This window comes from Barnesiella viscericola DSM 18177 (assembly GCF_000512915.1).
Lineage (GTDB): Bacteria > Bacteroidota > Bacteroidia > Bacteroidales > Barnesiellaceae > Barnesiella > Barnesiella viscericola.
Window position 1 is genome coordinate 1,395,077 of the sequence record NZ_CP007034.1, and the last position, 19,472, is coordinate 1,414,548.

The window sequence follows — 19,472 nt, forward strand, 5'->3', positions numbered from 1 at the left end:
TTCAAAAACGGGGCAGCCGGTTTTTGGAATCTCCGGTTGCCCCGTGCAGTCCCCTCCTCAAAAAGCGACTATAATCCAGCCTGCGCCCGACTTATCGCCGAGCCGCGAATCAATCGCCGCCGGGGATTACCGGCTCGATGCGCATGTGAGCGGCCGGATAGCGCAACGTCAAACAGCTGGCCTCGGTCAGCACCAGAGCATCGGTATTGCGCACACCCGATTTTTTCAGGTCGAGCTCCTGGGCATCGAACGGCACATGCGACCACTTCTGGATAAACTCGGGGTCGAACACGAAACCGTAGTCGCTCATGCCGCAATCGTCGAAGACCTCGGAGTAGAGCACATAGAGTTTACCGAACTTCGAGCGGATTTCCGAGAAGTCGATACCCCACATCACCTTGTCCTCACGAGCCATCACCACCTTGGTCAACTCGATCTTGTTGATGCGGCCGATGAACGACGAACCACCGATGAGGATCTTGCGCTTGTTGCCGCCGTTGCCCGTGAAGGCCTGACGCATCATGTCGATGAGGTCGTTTTGCGTCATCTCGACCGACGGGTTGTAGGTGTAGTGGTTGCCGGCCTGCCACCAGATACCGCCCGTGAGCATCACGTTCTCCTTCTTGCGGGGGTCGAAGATGGTGTTCTTCACCCCGAACATAAAGCTCTTCTCCATGCCCAGACGCATGTCGTAGATGGCGGCCTCCTCGGCATCGGAGAAGTCCCACTCGACCTCCTTGTTGGCAATCTTCTGGAAGGTCGACTGCTCGATCTGCATCTTGAAAATCTGGCAATAGTTCTGGCTCTTGACGGGCAAGGCGGCAAACTGAGCCGTCTGCACGTCGAGCTCGGTAGCGGCACGTCCCATGCGGATAAGCGGCGTATTCACAGGAATTGAGGGCACGCAGTTGGTCACCGTGCCAATCTTGGCTCCGTTGATGGGATAGACCGTGAGCGAGCCGGTCTCCTCGTCTTTGGAAGCAATGTAGAGCACCAGGTCGGCATTCGACTGGGTACCGTCGGGCTCATAGCCCTTCACACCCTGCACGAGAATCGTCTCGGACACCTCGAAGATGCTGTTGTCGACGGCATCGATCTTGGCCTTCTTGTGCGTGTCGTTGGCCGAACCCGAGGCGGGGGCCGTATAGGCCGTCTTCAAATAAGACTTGGTAGGCTTCACGTCGACCGAGTAGTAATCGACAATCATCGACGACGCCTTGCGGGCCCCGTTCCAACGCGACAGCTGGTCGATAGGCGTGGACATGGGCCGAATGCGCACAATGCGCTTATCTACCTCGTTGCGCAACAGCGAAGGACTGTTCTCGCGCACAATATCGGTCGTGAGCGGCTCGTTGGTCACGAGCTTGCCGCCCGACATGCCCGGGATAATGGCGGCCAAAGCCAGGCCACCGTCAAACAGGCCCGACCAGATGTGCCAGCACACCACCAGAGCAATCAGTCCCACCAGCCAAAGCAGTGGAGTTTTCCACTTCATCAAAAACTTTTTCATCGTTTCTTTCCAATTTAAATTCAACAAAAACATAAGATTTCAAAAAAACAGGTTTGTAAATAGTTTCACTCATTCCCGGCAGGGGACAGATGTCCCCCCCGACGGCCGGACTACAAGTCCCACACACTGCGGCGACGGCGGTTCCCGAAGAAGGGCGACTGGTCATCACCGGCCTCGAAGCTGCCGCTGTTGCGTAAAGGGGGTAACGAGTCGCCCGAACGCTCACGCTTCTCGAAAACGATGCGGGCATTACGGCCGCGCACCTCGCCGTCGTGCTCGGCACACGACAGGTCGCTGTCGTAGTGCAGCCCCTTGAAGAGCAACTCCAATACCTCGTCGTTCAACTCGCCCATGAACACATGGTTGCACAAGTGGTACACCCGGTCGAGGAACGACTCGAACTCACTGTCGCTCATACCCTTGTCGGCCTTGAAGCGCTCCATGCAACGCGTGCTCTTCTGCAAGTTGTCGCGCATCTGCGATTCCAGTTCGTTGAAGCGGGCCATGCGCGACAGGTACTCATCGTTGGCCCGGCGTACCTCGGCCATGCGCCCCTCGTCCTGGGCACAGTCGAGCATGTCGCGCCCGAAATAGCGCACACACGCCACCAGCGCATCGTCGCCCCCTATCACGTCCGAGATGAAAGCCCCCATCTTGGGATTGGCCGTAAACAACTTGCACAGTTTGCCCTGGTCGTCGGCCAGCCGTTCATAGCGTTCGTTGCGATACGAGTCATACTCCTCCAAGGCATCGAACAGCTCGTCGTCGTTGTCCAGGCGTCGGGCCGGGAAACGTTGCAAGATTTTCTCCACCAGCAAATCGCGGGATCTGCGTCGGTTGCGATTTTCTTTCTGATAATTCTTTTCCATAAAACTTAATGATTAGATTTCCCATATATGGTACCGCAAAGTAAGCCCCGCACACACCCCGTTTTGTGGCAGCTTCATACAAACTCGACTCCCGCCGAAAGATTTCGCCGCAAATGAACGATTACCGAAAAATTTCTTTATTTTTGCATCACGATTACCCCGCATCGCCCCTCCCGCAGCGGCGGCGGACTATCGACCGACAACACAAACCAAATAAGATATAACTATGGCTATCACACCGTTTAAGTATCAACCCATGTTCCCGCTGGGCGAAGATACGACCGAGTACTATCTGCTTACGAAAGACTATGTGTCGGTAAGCGAGTTTGAAGGGAAACCTATCTTAAAAATCGCCAAAGAGGGTCTCACCGCCATGGCCAACGCTGCCTTCCGCGACGTATCGTTCATGCTGCGCCGCTCGCACAACGAGCAAGTGGCCAAAATCCTGCACGACCCCGAAGCCAGCGAAAACGACAAATACGTGGCCCTCACCTTCCTGCGCAATGCCGAGGTAGCCGCCAAAGGCGTACTGCCCTTCTGCCAGGATACGGGTACGGCCATTATCCACGGCGAAAAAGGCCAACAGGTATGGACCGGATACTGCGACGAAGAGGCCCTCTCGCTGGGCGTCTACAAGACCTACACCGAGGAAAACCTGCGCTACTCGCAAAACGCTCCCCTCTCGATGTACGAAGAGGTGAACACCAAGTGCAACCTGCCCGCCCAAATCGACCTCGAAGCCACCGAAGGCATGGAATACCGATTCCTCTGCGTGACCAAAGGCGGCGGCTCGGCCAACAAAACCTACCTCTATCAAGAGACCAAAGCCATTCTCAACCCCGCCACCCTCGTGCCCTTCCTCGTTGAGAAGATGAAGACCCTCGGTACGGCAGCCTGCCCGCCCTACCACATCGCCTTCGTCATCGGCGGTACCTCGGCCGAGAAGAACCTGCTCACCGTCAAGCTCGCCTCGACCCACTACTACGACAACCTGCCCACCACGGGCAACGAATACGGCCGCGCCTTCCGCGACGTCGAGCTCGAGAAACAGGTACTCGAAGAGGCTCACCGCATCGGCCTCGGTGCACAGTTCGGTGGCAAATACTTTGCCCACGACGTGCGCATCATACGTCTGCCCCGTCATGGCGCCTCCTGCCCCGTAGGTCTGGGCGTAAGCTGCTCGGCCGACCGCAACATCAAGTGCAAAATCAACAAAGACGGTATCTGGATCGAGAAACTCGACAGCCACCCCGGCGAACTCATTCCCGAGGAACTGCGTCAGGCCGGCGAAGGCAATGCCGTGAAGATAAACCTCAACCAACCCATGAGCGAGATTCTCAAAGAGCTCGACAAATACCCCGTAGCTACCCGCCTCTCGCTCAACGGCACCATCATCGTGGGCCGCGACATCGCACACGCCAAACTCAAAGAGCGCCTCGACCGCGGCGAAGACCTGCCCCAGTACATCAAGGACCACCCCATCTACTACGCCGGTCCCGCCAAGACCCCGAAAGGCATGGCCTGCGGCTCGATGGGACCCACGACAGCCGGTCGTATGGACCCCTACGTCGACCTCTTCCAAAGCCACGGAGGCTCCATGATCATGTTGGCCAAGGGTAACCGCAGCCAAGCCGTCACCGACGCCTGCAAGAAACACGGCGGCTTCTACCTGGGCAGCATCGGCGGTCCGGCCGCAATCCTCGCCCAGAACAACATCAAGAGCATCGAGTGCGTCGAGTATCCCGAGCTCGGCATGGAGGCCATTTGGAAAATCGAGGTAGAAGACTTCCCTGCATTTATCCTCGTCGATAACAAGGGCAACGACTTCTTCAAACAGATCAAACCCATCTGCCCCGCCCACAAATAATCCCGCGGGACACAGACCCTACTTATACCATCGGGGCTGCCTCGTTAATGAGGCAGCCCCGACGTGTTTTTTTATAAATTCAATTCTTCTACTTTCCCCGCTTCTCCTTCTCGAGAAGATGCTTTACCGCCAACCGATAGGTATAACGCACCTTCGGGTCATCTTGATCCCAAGAGGTCAGTTCATCGAGAACCAACTGTGGAAATTTCTTGCTAATATCTCTCAGAGCATTTCCTACCGATTTTCTCACATACTCACTCGAATCGGCCTTATGCTTACTCAAAAAAACGACAGCCTCCAAAGGGTGTTCCTTGAAATAGGGCCGCGAGGTCCATATCCTCAGTCCTTCGGTAACAGCCCGAACCACATTCGGGTAACCATCGGCCAACCATTCGGCAATAAGAGGCAATGCTCTTTCATACCCTCGCTCTTTACAAATAAAATCAAACGACTTGGCCAGCATCTCCTGCACACGCCAATTCTCATCACGGCTTACCCGCTCTTTCAAAAAACTCAGGGCCTTTTCATTCTCCACCCCTACATACCCCAATAAAACGACCGACAACATACGCACCTGATAAACCTGATTCTCAAACAATTCGAGTGAAAGGGCATAACATTCTTCATCACTATACGATGAGTGTATCTGATGAGCAGCATCTAAAATATGCTGGAATCCATTCTCAACCGTTACAATATAGGCTATAATCTCTTCAATATTCATATTCATTATATTATGGTTACCGTATCCAAGTCGTGCAATTCAATCGATATTTTGAGAATGAGATTTTTGTTCCATCATCTCGCGCACACTGTTTACCTCGTCAATAAGTTGTGTTTGTGAAGGCAGATACAATTTATATTCACTGGCCAGTATGGTTTTATTATCTTCGGGAAGAGCCATCTTCACGGCCGTATCGTTCTTGCTGGTACACAACAGGATACCTACGGTGGGATTCTCGTCGGCCATCTTTTCCACCCGGTCGTAATAGTTGACATACATCTGCAACTGTCCCAAATCCTGATGGGTCAGTTTGCCGGTCTTCAACTCAACGACCACAAAACATTTCAACAACCGGTTGTAGAAAACCAAGTCGGCAAAAAATTCGTCATCTTCCAACAAGATACGTTTCTGCCGAGCCACAAACGTGAACCCTTGCCCCAGTTCGAGCAAGAAGTGCTGCAAATGAGTGATAATGGCCGATTCCAAATCTTTTTCATAATAAGCCGCCTGAGGCTTCAATCCCAAAAATTCCAAATACATGGGGTCTTTGATAATCTCCTGCGGCGACTGCGGTATACGCTCCTTTCGCGCCACAGCCAACACCGACTCCTTGTCGTTGCTCAACAACAGCCGTTCGTACAACTGAGAGTTTATCTGCCGTTCCAGCTCCCGGGCCGTCCACGAATTGTTCACGGCCTCCAATTCGTAATACTCCCGTTTATCCACATCAGGTATCTGTATAAGAGTCCTATACTGAGTCCAATTCAATTGTGAACGCAGTGCGTTCTCAATCGGATACAAGCGATAAAACTGGCGACAGAAAGAAAGTTGTCGCACCGAAAATCCGCTGCCATAGTCGGGTTCCAACTGCTTGGCCAAATTCTTTATCAGGTAACTGCCGTAGTCGGCCCTGTCTTTTCCCTGCTGCTCTTCCTCAAAAATGCGGCGTCCCAACTGCCAATACATCTGAACCCGACAGAAATCCACACTACGCACCGCATGAGCACGAGCCGCATCGATAATGCCGCGAATATCGTTCAAAAACAGTTCTTCCTTCTTCATATCTCCGCAAAAGTATTTACTTGTAAGAGTTGTATATACAAATATAAACAACTCCTTTCAATTGACCAAATGCAGAAAAATCCCCCACAAAACAGGCAGGGCACAGCGAACGGCAATCGTTCGCTGTGCCCTGTATGGTCAGGCAACGGCCTCATGAGCAGGAGATTTGCCCCACCCCGGCCGATGGATTCAGACTTTCTTCTTCTCCCCGATGTAGATGGTGCAGGCACCAAAAGTGAGCCGACGGCAATAGCAGTGGTCGAAACCGGCGCGGCGGAAGATGTCGAGCATCGCCTCGCCCTGTGGCACGGCGGCGACCGAACGGGGCAGGTAGCTGTATGCGCTGCGGTCTTTCGACACGAGTCGGCCTACGAAGGGGATAAAGGTATAGGTGTAGAACTTATAAAGCTGACGGAAGGGGAAATGCTCGGGAGTCGACAGTTCGATGACGCACAATGCACCGCCGGGCCGAAGCACCCGGTACATCTCGCGGAAGCCGGCTTCGAGGTGCTCGAAGTTGCGCACCCCGTAGGCCACGGTCACCACATCGAAACTGTTGTCGTCAAAATCCATCGACAGACAATCCTGCACCTCGAAGAGGATACGGCGCTGGGCATTGCGCTTGACCGCCTTCTCGCGGGCAATCCGCAACATGCCCTCCGAGAGGTCCACGCCGATAATCTGGTCGGGATTGAGTCGCTCGTCGAGCAGCAGGGCCAGGTCGCCCGTGCCCGTAGCCACATCAAGTATGCGGCGGTGGGGATAGCGGCGCAACATCTTCACGGCCACCCGCCGCCACCAGCGGTCTATGCCCACGGTCATGGTGCGGTTCATCGCATCGTAGGCCGGCGCAATGGAGTCGAACATCTCGCGCACCTGCGTGGTCTTGTCGGTCTCCTCGTTATAGGGTTTTATCTCTTCTGCCTTATAGTCCATTCGTGGTATGTTCCTTTCTCCGCCCGTTTATTTCTTGCGGCTGTTCAGGAAGTCGGTCACGTTCTTCTCGATACGGGCGGCCAAGTCTTCGCCTTCGGCCTTGACAAACTTCTCGCCCACGATGTGCTCGTAGAGCTCGATGTAGCGGTCCGACACGCTGTTGCAATAGGCCTCGGTCATCTCGGGTACCTTTTGACCCTCTTTGCCCTGGAAGCCATTTTGAATCAGCCACTGGCGTACAAACTCTTTCGAGAGCTGGCGTTGCTCTTCGCCACGGGCCAGACGCTCTTCATACCCCTCGGCATAGAAGTAGCGCGACGAGTCGGGCGTGTGGATTTCGTCGATCAGGATAATCTTGTCGCCGATTTTACCGAATTCATATTTCGTATCCACGAGGATAAGACCTTTTTGGGCAGCCATCTCGCAGCCGCGTTGATAGAGAGCCAGGGTATATTTTTCGAGTTGCTCGTAGTCCTCGCGCGAAACGATACCGCGGGCTATGATTTCGTCTTTCGAGATATCCTCGTCGTGACCCTCGGCAGCTTTGGTCGTAGGCGTGATGATGGGGTGCGGGAACTTCTCGTTCTCCTTCATACCCTCGGGCATGGTCTCGCCGCACAACGTGCGGTTGCCGGCCTTGTATTCACGCCAGGCATGGCCCGTCAAATAACCCCGCACAACCATCTCGACCTTGAACGGTTCGCAACGCAGACCCACCGTAACCATGGGGTCGGGAGTAGCCACTTTCCAGTTCGGAAGAATATCCGACGTAGCGTCCAGGAACTTGGCGGCAATCTGGTTCAGCACCTGTCCCTTGTAGGGAATACCCTCGGGCAGAATGACGTCGAATGCCGAGATGCGGTCGGTTACTACCATCACCAGCAACTCGTCGTCGATATTGTACACATCGCGCACTTTACCATGATACACACTCTTTTGTCCGGGAAATTTGAAATCGGTTTTTACCAAAGCATTTTTCATTTCTGTAATACTTTTTCTGTTTATAATATAGTCGTTGTATGTCTTGTGAAAAGACACGGCAAAGATACAACATAAAAACGAGATAGCACGTCAATTAAAACAGATTAAGCATTACCCTCGTCGACAATCTTTCTCCCCCTCATCACACAATCACACTCCCCCCCCGAGCCACATTCCCAAAAGGAAGATATTCTCTCCGACCCTGTCATCACGGGTCCCTGCTCCATCGGGGCCAGCCGACCGTCCACAGGCCTCACGCCTCGGGCTTCTCCTTACCGGCCTCCTTAGCTGCCTCGCGCTCCTGCTTGCGAGCCTCGGCAGCCTTACGCACCTTCTCGTCGTGTTTTTCGTAAGCCTCGACAATGCGCTGTACCAGTTTGTGCCGCACAATATCCTTCTTGTTGAACTCCACGCGGGCTATCCCCTCGACATTCTTCAAGATGCCTATCGCCTGCACCAGACCTGAGGTCTGCGAGGCCGGCAGGTCTATCTGGGTCATATCGCCCGTCACAATCATCTTGGCGTTCATGCCCAGACGGGTCAGGAACATCTTGATCTGGTGCGTCGTGGTGTTCTGCGCCTCGTCGAGAATGATCACCGCATCGCTCAGCGTGCGGCCGCGCATGAAGGCCAACGGGGCTATCTGTATCACGTTCGACTCCATGTACTCTTTCAGCTTCGCCGCCGGAATCATATCCTCCAAGGCATCGTACAAGGGTTGCAGATAGGGGTCGATCTTATCTTTCATGTCGCCCGGCAGAAATCCCAGTTTCTCGCCGGCCTCGACCGCCGGACGGCTCAGGATAATCTTCTTCACCTCCTTGTTCTTCAAGGCTTTCACAGCCAAGGCGATGGCCACGTAGGTCTTGCCCGAACCAGCCGGGCCCAGGGCAAAGGTGAGGTCGTTGTGGGCAAAGGCCTCGACCAGTTTCTGCTGGTTGGGGGTGCGACCCGTAATCGGCTTGCCGTTCACGCCGTAGATGATGAGATTCTCCTGCGGCTTGACCGTCTGGGGAGCGTCGCCCTTGATGATGTCGATGATTACCTCCTCGCTCAACTGGTTATATTCGGCACAATACTTTTCGAGCTGTTTGATCTTCTGCTCAAAAAGTTCGGTCTCCTTCTCGTCGCCGATTACCTTCATCACATTCCCCCGGGCAGCGATACGCACCTTGGGGAAAAGATTCTTGACCACCTGCACATTGGCGTTGTTCACACCATAAAAAGTCACCGGATCGACGGCGTCCAATATAATTACTCTTTCTATCATTCAATTGTTTCCTCTTCTTCACCCGGGCCGACCCTCACCGCTGCGACTCCCGGCGGAATCTCCGCCTCGACGCGGTCCCGCGGGCACCCGGGCAACTCATGCAAAAATAAAAAAATATCTGCTTATTCATCAAAACAAAGCAGGATAATTCGCCGACATCTTTTCGAGGAAGCCCTCGGTGAGCCGCGACACGGCATAGTCGCCCAACTCTCCGACGGCGATGCGCACATAGTCCTCCATCGGGAGGAGCTGTTCGGTCTCGACCACATAAAAGCGGGCGTGAATCACCCGGTGCGAGAGCACATGCTTGCAGGCATACACCTGTGCCGACACGCTCACCCGCCCAGCTCCGGCAAACAACCGGGCCCACTCCTCGCTCTGCTGCAACACGTCGAGCGAGGCCTCCTCGGCCGTCTCGATAAGCGGCAGTTCATACAGGTTGCGCCAGATGTCACGCCCCTCGCGCCGACGCACCCAGGTATAATCGCCATGCCGCACATAGAAATAGTTGAAATAGCGGGGCTTCACCACCGTGCGTCCCAGCTTGACCGGCAGTTCCTCTACCCGACCCGTTGCCAAGGCCATACAGCGGTCGGCAAAGATACACCCGCCACACTGCGGCGAACGGGGCACGCAATACAAGGCGCCGAACTCCATCAGAGCCTGGTTGTATCCCCCCGGGTCCTTCCGGTCGAGCAACTCGTCGGCCAGGGCGGCAAAGAGTTTTTTCCCCTCGGTCGTGTCGATAGGCGTGTCGATGCCGTAGATGCGCGCGAGCACCCGGTAGACATTGCCGTCGACCACGGCATGGGGCAACCCGTAGGCAAACGAAGCTATCGCCGCCGCCGTATAGTCGCCTATCCCGGGCAACGAACGTATCGCCTCGTAGGTCGTGGGGAACTCCCCGCCAAACCGCTCCACCACCTGCCGGGCGGCAGCCAGCAGGTTGCGGGCCCGACTGTAATAGCCCAGCCCTTGCCACAGTTTCATCACCTCATCGTCGTCGGCCGCAGCCAGCGCACGCACGTCGGGGAAGCGGGAGACAAACCGGTTGTAATACGCATACCCCTGCACCACCCGTGTCTGTTGCAGGATAATCTCCGATATCCAGATGCGATAGGCATCGGTAATGCCCCGCCACGGCAGCACCCGATGGTTGCGGGCATACCAGTCGTGCAGGTCGGCCGCCAGCGGAGCGACCGCCTCGCTCGGTATTTTTTTCTCTTTTCTCATAATGCAAAGATAGGACAAATCGCACAAAGCCTCACAAAAAAGGGGCCACACAAAACCTTCTTTTCCGATTTATACTTACATTTGCAATCGTACCTAATTTTTATCTGTTATGAACAACGACAAACAGCGCATATACAGCGGAGACTGGAAAACCCTGCACCCCTATACCGGGTCGGCGCCTACCGATCTCTACTACATCACGTTGGCCAACAAGGTGCTGGCCGCCATTCGCCCCATCGAAGAGGCTCTTGCTGATGACGACTATCGCAAGATCGACGACAGCGAACAGAAGGAGCTGGCCTGTATCCTCACCGCCTACTTCGAGGACATCATCTCGCAAACGGGTATCTTCCAGGCCTTCACCCGGGTCTATCGCCGCCGCTTCGGCAAACCGCTGCCCTTCTACACGCTCGACAGCGACTACACCCCCGGCGAAATCAACATCGAGGAGGTGCAGTTCCTCATCTGGCACTACCACATGCAACTCAACAACCTCGACGTGGCCTACTCGCCTGCGCTCGACACCTTTGCCGCCATAGCCGCCGATGTCATGGCGCTGTTTGAAGCCGAATACGAAACGGCTCCCGAGAACGAGAAACTGCTCCACTATTTCCAGCTCGACGAGAAGGAACAGCACAATCTCTACGCCCTTCACTCGCGCTTCCTGTGGCTCTGCACCCAGTCCTACCTCTTCTCCAACAACGGGTTCCTGCTCGAAGACCAGGCCGAGTCGCTGGCCGACGAGGCCAAGGAGGCCGGCATGGAGGATCAGGTTCCCGACATGGTCAACCAACTCTGCAACGACTTCGGCTTCAACCAGGTCACCGAGTTCATGCGGCTCACCCCGCCCCGCTGGCTGGCCGAGGTATTGGGCGAGGAGTCGCCCCTCTACGCCTCGCTCATGAGCATGGGACACAAATACACCGGCTACTACCGCTACGAAGGGGGTGACGACCAGGTGACCCGCTTCCGCCACATCGCCAGCGACCGGGTACTCGAAGTGACCAACCGTTCGCTCGTGGGACTGCCCCGCAACATGAAGGACCCTTCGCTCATTCTGCGCACCGGCTTTGTGGAGTGGAACGGCCAGTGGTGGCTCTCGGGACAGATAAGCAGCTACGAGGATAGCGAAGACCTCATCGGCCAAATCACCGGCGATGACGACGAGTACAACCTCTTCGAGCCGGAAGAGGATCTGCCCGACGACGAACAACAGATTATCCTCACCGACATTCTCGCCACCACCGAGGGCGAAGAGGGGCAACCCCTCGACGAATCGGATACCGCCTGGCAGGCTCTGTTGAGCGACGAGATTGGCGAAGATTTCTTCATCGCCCAGGTACAGGCCGGACAAATCAAGGGACTCTGCTTCTACGACGACCCGAACAACCTGCTGCTCGACAACCTCCGCTTCGTCACCGAATATGTCAAACGATAACCCTATTTTTCAACCTCAATCCCATTCATCATGAAACGCTTATTGCTGCTACCCTTTCTCCTTTTGCTCGGCTTAGTTGGCCTCTATGCCCAACAGATCGACACCATTACCATACACAGCCAGATGGGACACGACATCAAAAACATCGTGATTCTGCCCCAAGGTTATGCCGAGGGCGACACCCGCTACCCGGTGGTCTATCTGCTCCACGGACACGGTGACAACCATACCTGCTGGATCAACATCAAACCCGAACTGCCCCAAATCGCCTCGCAATACGGCTTTATCGTCGTGTGTCCCGACGGAAAGAGGAGCTGGTACTGGGACAGTCCGCTCCACAAGGACATGCAATTCGAGACCTACATCTCCGACGAACTCATTCACTACATCGACTCCCACTACCGCACCGTGGCCGACCGCCGCGCCCGCGCCATTACCGGGCTTAGCATGGGTGGACATGGAGCCATGTGGAACGCCATTCGCCACCGCGACGTCTTCGGAGCAGCCGGCAGCACCAGCGGCGGGGTCGACATCCGTCCCTTCCCCAACAACTGGAACATGAAAGAGCAACTGGGCGAACAGGCCGCCCACCCCGAGAACTGGGAGAGCCACACCGTCATCAACCTGGTTCCTTCGCTCAACGACGGCGACCTGGCCCTCATCATCGACTGCGGCCTCGACGACTTCTTCCTCGAAGTCAACCGCAATTTCCACCAATCGCTCATCGACCACCACATCAAGCACGACTACATCGAGCGCCCGGGAGCCCACAACCGCTTCTACTGGAACAACTCCATCGACTACCAGCTGCTGTTCTTCCACAAGTTCTTCACCCAACCGGCCGCAAAGGAAGAGGCTACTCGATAACTCGCGAGGAGGGGGGGAGGAGGATAGAGTCCCCTCTGCCCCGCAAAAGCAAAAGCCAACGAGCCGTAACACCCAGAGTAACAAGATTACCCATAAGTTTAACCCCTAAACCGATTAAGATTATGAGCAAAAATCTGATTCTTACAGCCCTGCTGACTCTGCTGATGGCAACCGCATCGATTGCCCAGGAAACCGTCTACCAACTATCCAGCCACATTCTCGACATCAAAACCGGCCAACCGGCCACCGGTGTCAAGATTACCCTCTCCCGGCTGGACGACAACCGGTCGTGGCAGACCATCGACGAGAGGGCTACCGATGCCAACGGACGGGTGAAGGAGTTTCTCGCGAAGAGCCCCGACACCGACAACCGGGGTATCTACAAACTCACCTACCTCGTAGGTCCCTATTTCAAGGCACAGGCCCAGAATTCGTTCTACCCCTTTATCGAGGTAGTCTTCGAGATTAAAGACGACAGCCACTACCACGTGCCCATCACCCTCTCGCCCTATGGCTACTCGACCTACCGGGGCAACTGATTCGAGTGAAATTCGGCAAAAAGTTATTTACAAGCCTCTTATAAATTTCAAACCGATGTTAAATTGTTAATAAAACATCGGTTTTTTAATTCGATTACGTTAAATACTATTTGATTTTAGATTTCACCGTTTGGAAAACAGAACTCCCCGCCTTATATTTGTACCATGTTTTTTCATAGTATTAGATTTAAGGTTTACAGATTGGCTGTCGTGAGACAGCCTTTTTTATTTCCCCCCGCCCCTGTCCCAACAAAAACTCAGGGGAAAAAGCGAAGAACAGAAGGAAGCAGGGGGTGAAGAAAAAGGGGAGCCTAATCCAAATAAATCCAGGAAAAACAAAAGCCGCTGCAACTGCGTTGCAACGGCTTCGGAGCGGAGTAAGGGGGATTCGAACCCCCGATACGCTTTTGACGTATACACGCTTTCCAGGCGTGCCTCTTCAACCACTCGAGCATCACTCCATCGGGTTGTTCCCGTAAAAACGGTGGCAAATATAATACATTTTTCGGGTTCAACGAAAGTTTTTGCAAAAATAGTATCGCCATGCGATTCGCTCTCCCCGGGCAAATGCACGACAAAAGCCCCGAAAACAACCCGGCCGTCGGCACTTACAGGGTGTCGAATTTGTTTTCACACACGACCTCCTTTGGCTCGTCGGTATAGAGTTCGCGCGGGAGGATATGCGGATAGGCATGCCACTGGCGTATCGACATCGTGCCGCGTCCGCCCGTCAACACCCGCACCGTACCGTCGCGTTGGGTAAAGGTTCCCGTCACCCGGCCGTAGGTCAACGTGGCCACCGGGTTGTCGGGCACCCGGTGCGTGGCGCCCCAGGTCGTCGCGTTGCACACGTGAGCCTCCGCCTCGTAACGGCCGTCGGCCACCTCGATAGCGATGCGATAGGTCGTGGGGATAAACCCGTCCAACTCCCGCAGGAAAGCCCAATCCTCGTGGGTTATGGTCAACTTGCCTTCGGGATAATAGCGTTGCGTAGCCAAATCATACAGGGCAAAATCTTTCATGCCCAGTCGCATGTCATACATCGAGGCATGCATCTCGTTGAACGAGACCCACCCCCAGTCTTCCCAGCCACCAATCTCGGCCGCACACGAATCGACAGCCACATACCGCTCGCGGATACCCATGCCCGAGACCCGTATCGACCGGCCGTTCAGCACAATCTCGCCCGTCACTACCCCCGACCAGTTATACCCGTAGGTGATGCTGTGCTGGGTGAGATACGACGGGGTCTCCCGCCCATACCAGAGGGGACAGCCCGAGGGGCGATGCCACAAATCGGCCCGATAGGCACCGTCGAGCGAGTCGAGCAGGAAGTGCCACGAGTGGTCGGCAAAACACTCCACCCGGTACTGGGGTCCGCAGCTCACCCGCACACAGTCGTCGCCCCGCTCGATCGAGAGGCTGCCGGCAGGCTGACGCCACATGCGTTCATACAGCATGCCGGGATATTCGGTCACCTTGTAAACCGACTCGGGCAACTGGCGGGACTGCCCTTCGCCCCGGGCCACCGTCAACGTAACTACATCGAGCTTTTCGAGACTCATCGAGAGAATGGCCCCGCCCACCGAATAGAGTTCGCCGTCGTCGCCCGTCAGCGAAAACTGATGGAGCCAATCGAGGAAACCGCTGCGCACCGCTTCATCGACTCCGGCACGAGCCTCGTCGGCAAAAGTCACCTGTGGATTCGCTATCTTCATGGCCGCTCCTCCTTCTCGACCGGTTCGAGAAACCGCTCGACAAATCTCTTCTCTATCCGTTCATACACACTCACTACGCCTCTTTCGAGCCGCTTGTAGGCATCGACTACTACGGTTTCGACTTTGCCCGTTTTCAATTTGTACGTTCCCATATCGTTTATGGATTAAATTCTACGGCAAAGGTAGATACCCCATCGGCCACTTATTGGCACAGAGAGGCAAAGAATTGGTATATTTTTCCTATTTATCACCAAATAGACCAAAATAATAAAATATTTTGGTATATATTTGCCTTACAAAAAGAGAGTGAAAACCATGCGAGAGCCCATACCCTACCTGCAATGGAAAGAGCGAATCGACGCCCAAACCCCCGACGACTGCCGCGTGGGTAACGATTTCCTCATCGTGAAAAAACCGCGTGAAACCGACCTCGTCGACCAGCCCTTCCGGCTCGACATGACCCTCTCGGTCTTTCTCGCCACCGGGCACTGCACCTTCATGGCCGACTGGGTGGAGTACAAGGCCCAGGCCCCCTGCCTCTTCACCGTCTCACCCGGGCAGATATTCCAGCTGATTGCGCTCAGCGACGACGCCAAGCCCTGCACCATCATCATGTCCGAAGCCTTCTCGGCCAGTCTCTTCAAGGAGTACGGCAGTTTCGGGGCGCTGCATCAATCCATCGTACGCCAACCCGTTATCGACCTCACCTGCGACAGCCAGGCCTTTACCCGCTATCTCGCCATGCTCGAAGCACTGTTACAATCGCCCTTCAACACCTTCAAACTCGAAGCCGTCCGGCACCTCTCCCTTGCCATGTTTTACAGCTACTCCTACCAGCTGCACCACATCAGCGAGGTACCCCCTGCCACCAAGCAGGAAAACCTGTTCCAGCAATTCAAGACCCTGCTCCGGCGCCACTACCGGCAGGAGCGCGAAGTCGCCTTCTATGCCTCGCAGCTCTGCATCACACCCAAATACCTGTCGGTCATTGTCAAGCAGCAGACCGGCCAAACGGCCCTCGCCTGCATCGAAACCTACGTCATCACCGAGTGCAAGGCCCTGCTCCTCTCGACCGACTTGACTATCCAGCAGATTGCCGACCGCCTGCACTTCCCCTCACAATCGGTATTCGGCAAATTTTTCAAACGGGTCATCGGCCTGTCGCCCCGCGCCTATCGCCAGCAACACAGCCACTTGTAATCTCCCCCACTCCGCACTCGATGAAGCGTCTTGTCACCCCGCACAACGATGCGAGGTCCAGTTGTGAGCCGCTTGTGGAAAACATAGGAACGTACAACCCGTGCGTTCTAAAAAGAGGTACGAGCAAGAAAACGACCCAGATGTGAAATCACTGCCCGAGTATTTCTGGATTCCGCATCACGGTGCGGAATGACAGAACCACCGCGTCGGAGCGCGGTATGACTCTTCCCGTCACCCCGCACGGCGATGCGGGGTCCAGAAGGAGAGGAAGGATTTTGAGGTATTCACGCCCGAATATTTCCTGGAATCCAGGTCAAGCCTGGAATGACAGACGGTATTTCTGGATTCCGCGTCGTTGCGCGGAATGACTGGAACGATGCGTCGCAGCGTTCCCCCTCCGCCTTTATCGGGCCGGGAGGAGGCCAGCCGACCGAGGCATGAGGGCGAGGATTGTCTGAGCGCAGCGAGTTCCGCAGCCCCCGAGGGCGGTGCCAGCCGCCGAGCGACAGAGCCCGATAACAGCGGCGGCGTTTCTTGGTTCGTTCTTCTCGCTGCTGAGAAGAATGAACATCTCCCGGCATTACACCCGAGTATTTCCTGGATACCGCATCTAGTGCGGTATGACACAGCCCGTCACCACTCCCCGAACAGGCGGAAAGCATTGGCCGTAGTAGCCGCCTCGACCTCGGCAACCGTCACTCCCAGAATATCGGCTATGCGCTGGGCCATGCGGGGCAGATACGACGGTTCGTTGCGCTTGCCCCGGTAGGGCACGGGGGCCAGGTAGGGGGCATCGGTCTCGAGCAGAAGGCGGTCGATACCCACCTCGCGCACCATCTCTTCGAGGTGGGCGTTCTTGAAGGTGACGATGCCGTTTATCCCGAAGTAATAATCGCCCAACGTGCGCAGGGTGCGCACCTCGTCGGCCGTGCCGGTGAAGCTGTGGAATACCCCGCGGAACGACGGCACCCGTCCCGACTGCAACAGCGACACCATCTCGGCAAAGGCCTCGCGGCAGTGGATAATCACGGGCAGGTCGAGCTCGACGGCCCAACCCGTCTGCACGGCAAAAGCCTCCTCCTGCTCCCGGGCGAAACTCTTGTCCCAGTAGAGGTCGAGCCCTATCTCGCCCACGGCGCAATAGTCGCCGGCGAGCAGCAGCGCACGCGTACGGTCGAGCTGTTCGCGGTAATCGGCTTCGACCGAGGTAGGGTGCAGCCCCATGGCCATGCGGCAATAGCCGGGGTAAAGGTTGTGGGTGGCCTGCATGGAGGTCACCGTGGTGAGGTCGACATTGGGCAGAATCACCCGCTCCACGCCCGCCTCGCGGGCATGACGCACCACCTCGTCGCGGTCATCGTCAAACTCTTCGAGATAAATATGGGTATGCGTATCAATCATTTTCGGGTCGTTTTTCGCCGCTTCGGTAATAGTAGACGATGCCGTAGTCCCGGCAACGAGCCAGCCGGGCAGCCGGTGGAAGAGCAGCATAGAAAGCCTCCACTTGGTTCCACAGGTCAAGAATAATGCGGTCGGCCTCCTCACGCAACGCATCGAGCCCCGACTGCGAGCGCGTCGTGTTGAGCTTGTAGTTCTGCTGCTCGTAATAGGCATCTTTGAAAATATCGTAATGCACCTTCACCTTGGCAATCGTGGGGTTGTAGATGGGGGCACCTCCGTGCGAAAGCCGCTCACGCTCCCCTTCGATGAGCCGCTCGCCCCACACAAGGATATGCTTCTCGCTCGTGAGGTCGGGCACGGTAAAATCGTCGGGGTCGAGTCCGTAGAACGGCTTGTGCTCCTTGCGCACCTCGTTGCGCACCACCGCCAGGTTGAGCACCTGGATAAAGTGCGAGATGTAGAGACGCGCCATTTTCAGGTGATTCTGATACTGCCGGTTGGCCTCGGCCTGAGCCGTGTAGCAATACTGGAACTGCTCCACCGCACTCTTGAACCGTCGCAACAGGGCACGGGCCTCGTTCAGCGTCTTGTACGAAGCGGCCTGATGCTCTACGTCACAAGCATGCTCCATAGCCACCCCCTTTTCGAGGGCGGTAATGCGGGCGTTGTCGGTATTGGGCAATCGGCGGTAGGGCATGGCGTGAGGTTTTTATCGGGAAAATCAATGGTCACGTTTAATCAGTCGGCGGGCCAGGTCGTACAACGGCTGTTTCGCCTCCTCGGGCACGGAGATCTGTTGCAAGGCCTCGATGGCCCGACGGCTGTACAGGTCGACCTGTTGCAGGCACAATTCGCCCACACCCAACCGGTTGTAGAGTGCCGTCACGGCTGCAATCTTCTCGGCCGGGTCATAGTCGGTCGCCGACAACCAGTGCGACAGCTCCCCGGCATCGGTACCCCGGGCACGCAGCTGGGCGTTGATGAGCATATAGGTCTTCTTGTTGTTGAGAATATCGCCGCCTATCTTCTTGCCGAAACGGGCCGGGTCGCCATAGACATCGAGCCAGTCGTCCTGCAACTGGAAAGCCAGCCCCAGCGACTCGCCGAAACGGTAGATGCGGTCGGCATCGTCGGCACCGGCACCACCTATGATGGCACCAATCTTCAAGGCACCGCCCAGCAGCACGGCCGTTTTGAGGCGTATCATCTCGATGTATTCGGCCTCGGTCACATCGTCGCGGCTCTCAAACTCCATATCGAACTGCTGCCCTTCGCAGATTTCGAGGGCCGTTTTCAGGAACCAGTCGACGACCGCCGCCGTGTGCGGAGCCGGTGTGCGGGCTACGTAGCGGAAGGCGATAATCTCCATCGCATCGCCCGAGAGAATGGCCGTATTCTCGTCCCACACCTTGTGCACGGTAGGCTTGCCCCGACGCACATCGGCCTTGTCCATCACGTCGTCGTGCAGGAGGGTAAAGTTATGAAACACTTCCAGCCCCACGGCTGCGTCGATAGCCCTGTCGGCATCACCGCCAAACAACTCGCAGGCGAGCAGGGTCAGCAACGGGCGCACCCGTTTGCCTCCCAACGAAAGTTCGTAGCGCACAGGCGCATACAACCCGTCGGGCGACGGAGCATACTCTATTTTTGAAAGTGCGGTCTCTATCGTGTCGAAATATTTTTGCAAACCTTCCATAATCAGATTTTCGTTTTTTGATGTGTTACATAGAATAGAACGGAGTCAAATTTAGTTATTTCCGCCGAGTCGAACAAACAGAAGCGTAAATAAGTTTAGTCACAAACCGGACCGATGATATACTTTATTTCTCTTTTTCCCGTTATTAAAACATTGAAAGA

18 protein-coding genes and 1 tRNA gene are annotated in these 19,472 nt (G+C 55.7%); 5 read left to right on the forward strand and 14 right to left on the reverse strand.

Features of this window, described 5'->3' with window-relative positions; genetic code table 11:
• Positions 1–109 precede the first annotated feature (109 nt).
• Together BARVI_RS05540 and BARVI_RS05545 are read right to left on the reverse strand one after the other, a co-directional pair.
• The gene (locus tag BARVI_RS05540) at positions 110–1,510 is read right to left on the reverse strand and encodes an SU10 major capsid protein (protein ID WP_025278284.1); all 1,401 of its coding nucleotides are present in this window, start codon (positions 1,508–1,510) and stop codon (positions 110–112) included.
• Positions 1,511–1,620: 110 nt separating this feature from the next.
• Positions 1,621–2,379, reverse strand: coding sequence for a hypothetical protein (locus tag BARVI_RS05545; RefSeq protein ID WP_025278285.1), 759 nt, complete (start codon positions 2,377–2,379; stop codon positions 1,621–1,623).
• Between the two features lie 226 nt (positions 2,380–2,605).
• Here BARVI_RS05545 and BARVI_RS05550 point away from each other — a divergent pair, with 226 nt between their 5' ends.
• Complete coding sequence (locus BARVI_RS05550; RefSeq protein WP_025278286.1) at positions 2,606–4,246, forward strand: fumarate hydratase; 1,641 nt, start codon at positions 2,606–2,608, stop codon at positions 4,244–4,246.
• Between the two features lie 88 nt (positions 4,247–4,334).
• On the opposite strand, the gene BARVI_RS05555 is transcribed toward BARVI_RS05550, so the two are convergent.
• The 6 genes from BARVI_RS05555 to mutY all read right to left on the reverse strand — a co-directional run bounded on the left by BARVI_RS05555 (position 4,335) and on the right by mutY (position 10,452).
• Positions 4,335–4,970: a DNA alkylation repair protein gene (locus BARVI_RS05555; RefSeq protein WP_025278287.1), complete on the reverse strand. Its 636-nt coding sequence runs from the start codon at positions 4,968–4,970 to the stop codon at positions 4,335–4,337.
• A 39-nt stretch (positions 4,971–5,009) separates the two neighbouring features.
• Positions 5,010–6,032, reverse strand: coding sequence for a PDDEXK nuclease domain-containing protein (locus BARVI_RS05560; protein ID WP_025278288.1), 1,023 nt, complete (start codon positions 6,030–6,032; stop codon positions 5,010–5,012).
• 189 nt (positions 6,033–6,221) lie between these two features.
• Positions 6,222–6,968 (reverse strand): bifunctional demethylmenaquinone methyltransferase/2-methoxy-6-polyprenyl-1,4-benzoquinol methylase UbiE, encoded by a 747-nt coding sequence (gene ubiE, locus BARVI_RS05565; protein ID WP_025278289.1) that lies wholly within the window; start codon positions 6,966–6,968, stop codon positions 6,222–6,224.
• Positions 6,969–6,995: 27 nt separating this feature from the next.
• Positions 6,996–7,949 carry a phosphoribosylaminoimidazolesuccinocarboxamide synthase gene (locus BARVI_RS05570; RefSeq protein WP_025278290.1) on the reverse strand — a complete coding sequence of 318 codons (954 nt, stop codon included), beginning with the start codon at positions 7,947–7,949 and terminating at the stop codon, positions 6,996–6,998.
• Between the two features lie 253 nt (positions 7,950–8,202).
• Positions 8,203–9,219, reverse strand: coding sequence for a PhoH family protein (locus tag BARVI_RS05575; RefSeq protein ID WP_025278291.1), 1,017 nt, complete (start codon positions 9,217–9,219; stop codon positions 8,203–8,205).
• A 129-nt stretch (positions 9,220–9,348) separates the two neighbouring features.
• Entirely contained in the window at positions 9,349–10,452 is a 1,104-nt protein-coding gene (gene mutY / locus BARVI_RS05580; protein WP_025278292.1) for an A/G-specific adenine glycosylase, read from the reverse strand.
• A gap of 109 nt (positions 10,453–10,561) precedes the next feature.
• Here mutY and BARVI_RS05585 point away from each other — a divergent pair, with 109 nt between their 5' ends.
• The 3 genes from BARVI_RS05585 (at position 10,562) to uraH (ending at position 13,296) form a co-directional block, all read left to right on the forward strand.
• On the forward strand, positions 10,562–11,890 hold the full coding sequence (locus tag BARVI_RS05585; RefSeq protein WP_025278293.1) for a DUF3843 family protein: 1,329 nt from the start codon (positions 10,562–10,564) through the stop codon (positions 11,888–11,890).
• Between the two features lie 30 nt (positions 11,891–11,920).
• Positions 11,921–12,757, forward strand: coding sequence for an alpha/beta hydrolase (locus BARVI_RS05590; protein ID WP_025278294.1), 837 nt, complete (start codon positions 11,921–11,923; stop codon positions 12,755–12,757).
• 122 nt (positions 12,758–12,879) lie between these two features.
• Complete coding sequence (gene uraH / locus BARVI_RS05595) at positions 12,880–13,296, forward strand: hydroxyisourate hydrolase (RefSeq protein ID WP_025278295.1); 417 nt, start codon at positions 12,880–12,882, stop codon at positions 13,294–13,296.
• Positions 13,297–13,669: 373 nt separating this feature from the next.
• Here uraH and BARVI_RS05600 read toward each other — a convergent pair.
• The 3 genes from BARVI_RS05600 to BARVI_RS13485 form a co-directional block, all read right to left on the reverse strand.
• Positions 13,670–13,757, reverse strand: a tRNA-Ser gene (locus BARVI_RS05600).
• A gap of 147 nt (positions 13,758–13,904) precedes the next feature.
• Positions 13,905–15,014: a hypothetical protein gene (locus BARVI_RS05605; protein ID WP_025278296.1), complete on the reverse strand. Its 1,110-nt coding sequence runs from the start codon at positions 15,012–15,014 to the stop codon at positions 13,905–13,907.
• Complete coding sequence (locus BARVI_RS13485; RefSeq protein ID WP_198015997.1) at positions 15,011–15,166, reverse strand: hypothetical protein; 156 nt, start codon at positions 15,164–15,166, stop codon at positions 15,011–15,013. The genes BARVI_RS05605 and BARVI_RS13485 overlap by 4 nt, the downstream gene beginning before the upstream one ends.
• Before the next feature lie 163 nt (positions 15,167–15,329).
• Here BARVI_RS13485 and BARVI_RS12925 point away from each other — a divergent pair, with 163 nt between their 5' ends.
• Positions 15,330–16,214, forward strand: coding sequence for an AraC family transcriptional regulator (locus BARVI_RS12925; RefSeq protein WP_025278297.1), 885 nt, complete (start codon positions 15,330–15,332; stop codon positions 16,212–16,214).
• 633 nt (positions 16,215–16,847) lie between these two features.
• Here BARVI_RS12925 and BARVI_RS05615 read toward each other — a convergent pair.
• The 3 genes from BARVI_RS05615 to BARVI_RS05625 are packed head-to-tail and all read right to left on the reverse strand — an operon-like array spanning position 16,848 to position 19,311.
• Positions 16,848–17,615, reverse strand: coding sequence for a TatD family hydrolase (locus tag BARVI_RS05615; protein ID WP_025278298.1), 768 nt, complete (start codon positions 17,613–17,615; stop codon positions 16,848–16,850).
• The gene (locus tag BARVI_RS05620; RefSeq protein ID WP_025278299.1) at positions 17,608–18,312 is read right to left on the reverse strand and encodes a hypothetical protein; all 705 of its coding nucleotides are present in this window, start codon (positions 18,310–18,312) and stop codon (positions 17,608–17,610) included. The genes BARVI_RS05615 and BARVI_RS05620 overlap by 8 nt, the downstream gene beginning before the upstream one ends.
• A gap of 24 nt (positions 18,313–18,336) precedes the next feature.
• Positions 18,337–19,311, reverse strand: coding sequence for a polyprenyl synthetase family protein (locus tag BARVI_RS05625; RefSeq protein WP_025278300.1), 975 nt, complete (start codon positions 19,309–19,311; stop codon positions 18,337–18,339).
• Between the last annotated feature and the right edge of the window lie 161 nt (positions 19,312–19,472).

Excerpts from the sequence above, each read along its gene's own strand:
- BARVI_RS05540 (WP_025278284.1), bottom strand. The coding sequence starts at position 1,510 with ATGAAAAAGTTTTTGATGAAGTGGAAAACTCCACTGCTTTGGCTGGTG.
- BARVI_RS05545 (WP_025278285.1), bottom strand. The coding sequence starts at position 2,379 with ATGGAAAAGAATTATCAGAAAGAAAATCGCAACCGACGCAGATCCCGC.
- BARVI_RS05550 (WP_025278286.1), top strand. The coding sequence starts at position 2,606 with ATGGCTATCACACCGTTTAAGTATCAACCCATGTTCCCGCTGGGCGAA.
- BARVI_RS05555 (WP_025278287.1), bottom strand. The coding sequence starts at position 4,970 with ATGAATATTGAAGAGATTATAGCCTATATTGTAACGGTTGAGAATGGA.
- BARVI_RS05560 (WP_025278288.1), bottom strand. The coding sequence starts at position 6,032 with ATGAAGAAGGAAGAACTGTTTTTGAACGATATTCGCGGCATTATCGAT.
- ubiE (WP_025278289.1), bottom strand. The coding sequence starts at position 6,968 with ATGGACTATAAGGCAGAAGAGATAAAACCCTATAACGAGGAGACCGAC.
- BARVI_RS05570 (WP_025278290.1), bottom strand. The coding sequence starts at position 7,949 with ATGAAAAATGCTTTGGTAAAAACCGATTTCAAATTTCCCGGACAAAAG.
- BARVI_RS05575 (WP_025278291.1), bottom strand. The coding sequence starts at position 9,219 with ATGATAGAAAGAGTAATTATATTGGACGCCGTCGATCCGGTGACTTTT.
- mutY (WP_025278292.1), bottom strand. The coding sequence starts at position 10,452 with ATGAGAAAAGAGAAAAAAATACCGAGCGAGGCGGTCGCTCCGCTGGCG.
- BARVI_RS05585 (WP_025278293.1), top strand. The coding sequence starts at position 10,562 with ATGAACAACGACAAACAGCGCATATACAGCGGAGACTGGAAAACCCTG.
- BARVI_RS05590 (WP_025278294.1), top strand. The coding sequence starts at position 11,921 with ATGAAACGCTTATTGCTGCTACCCTTTCTCCTTTTGCTCGGCTTAGTT.
- uraH (WP_025278295.1), top strand. The coding sequence starts at position 12,880 with ATGAGCAAAAATCTGATTCTTACAGCCCTGCTGACTCTGCTGATGGCA.
- BARVI_RS05605 (WP_025278296.1), bottom strand. The coding sequence starts at position 15,014 with ATGAAGATAGCGAATCCACAGGTGACTTTTGCCGACGAGGCTCGTGCC.
- BARVI_RS13485 (WP_198015997.1), bottom strand. The coding sequence starts at position 15,166 with ATGGGAACGTACAAATTGAAAACGGGCAAAGTCGAAACCGTAGTAGTC.
- BARVI_RS12925 (WP_025278297.1), top strand. The coding sequence starts at position 15,330 with ATGCGAGAGCCCATACCCTACCTGCAATGGAAAGAGCGAATCGACGCC.
- BARVI_RS05615 (WP_025278298.1), bottom strand. The coding sequence starts at position 17,615 with ATGATTGATACGCATACCCATATTTATCTCGAAGAGTTTGACGATGAC.
- BARVI_RS05620 (WP_025278299.1), bottom strand. The coding sequence starts at position 18,312 with ATGCCCTACCGCCGATTGCCCAATACCGACAACGCCCGCATTACCGCC.
- BARVI_RS05625 (WP_025278300.1), bottom strand. The coding sequence starts at position 19,311 with ATGGAAGGTTTGCAAAAATATTTCGACACGATAGAGACCGCACTTTCA.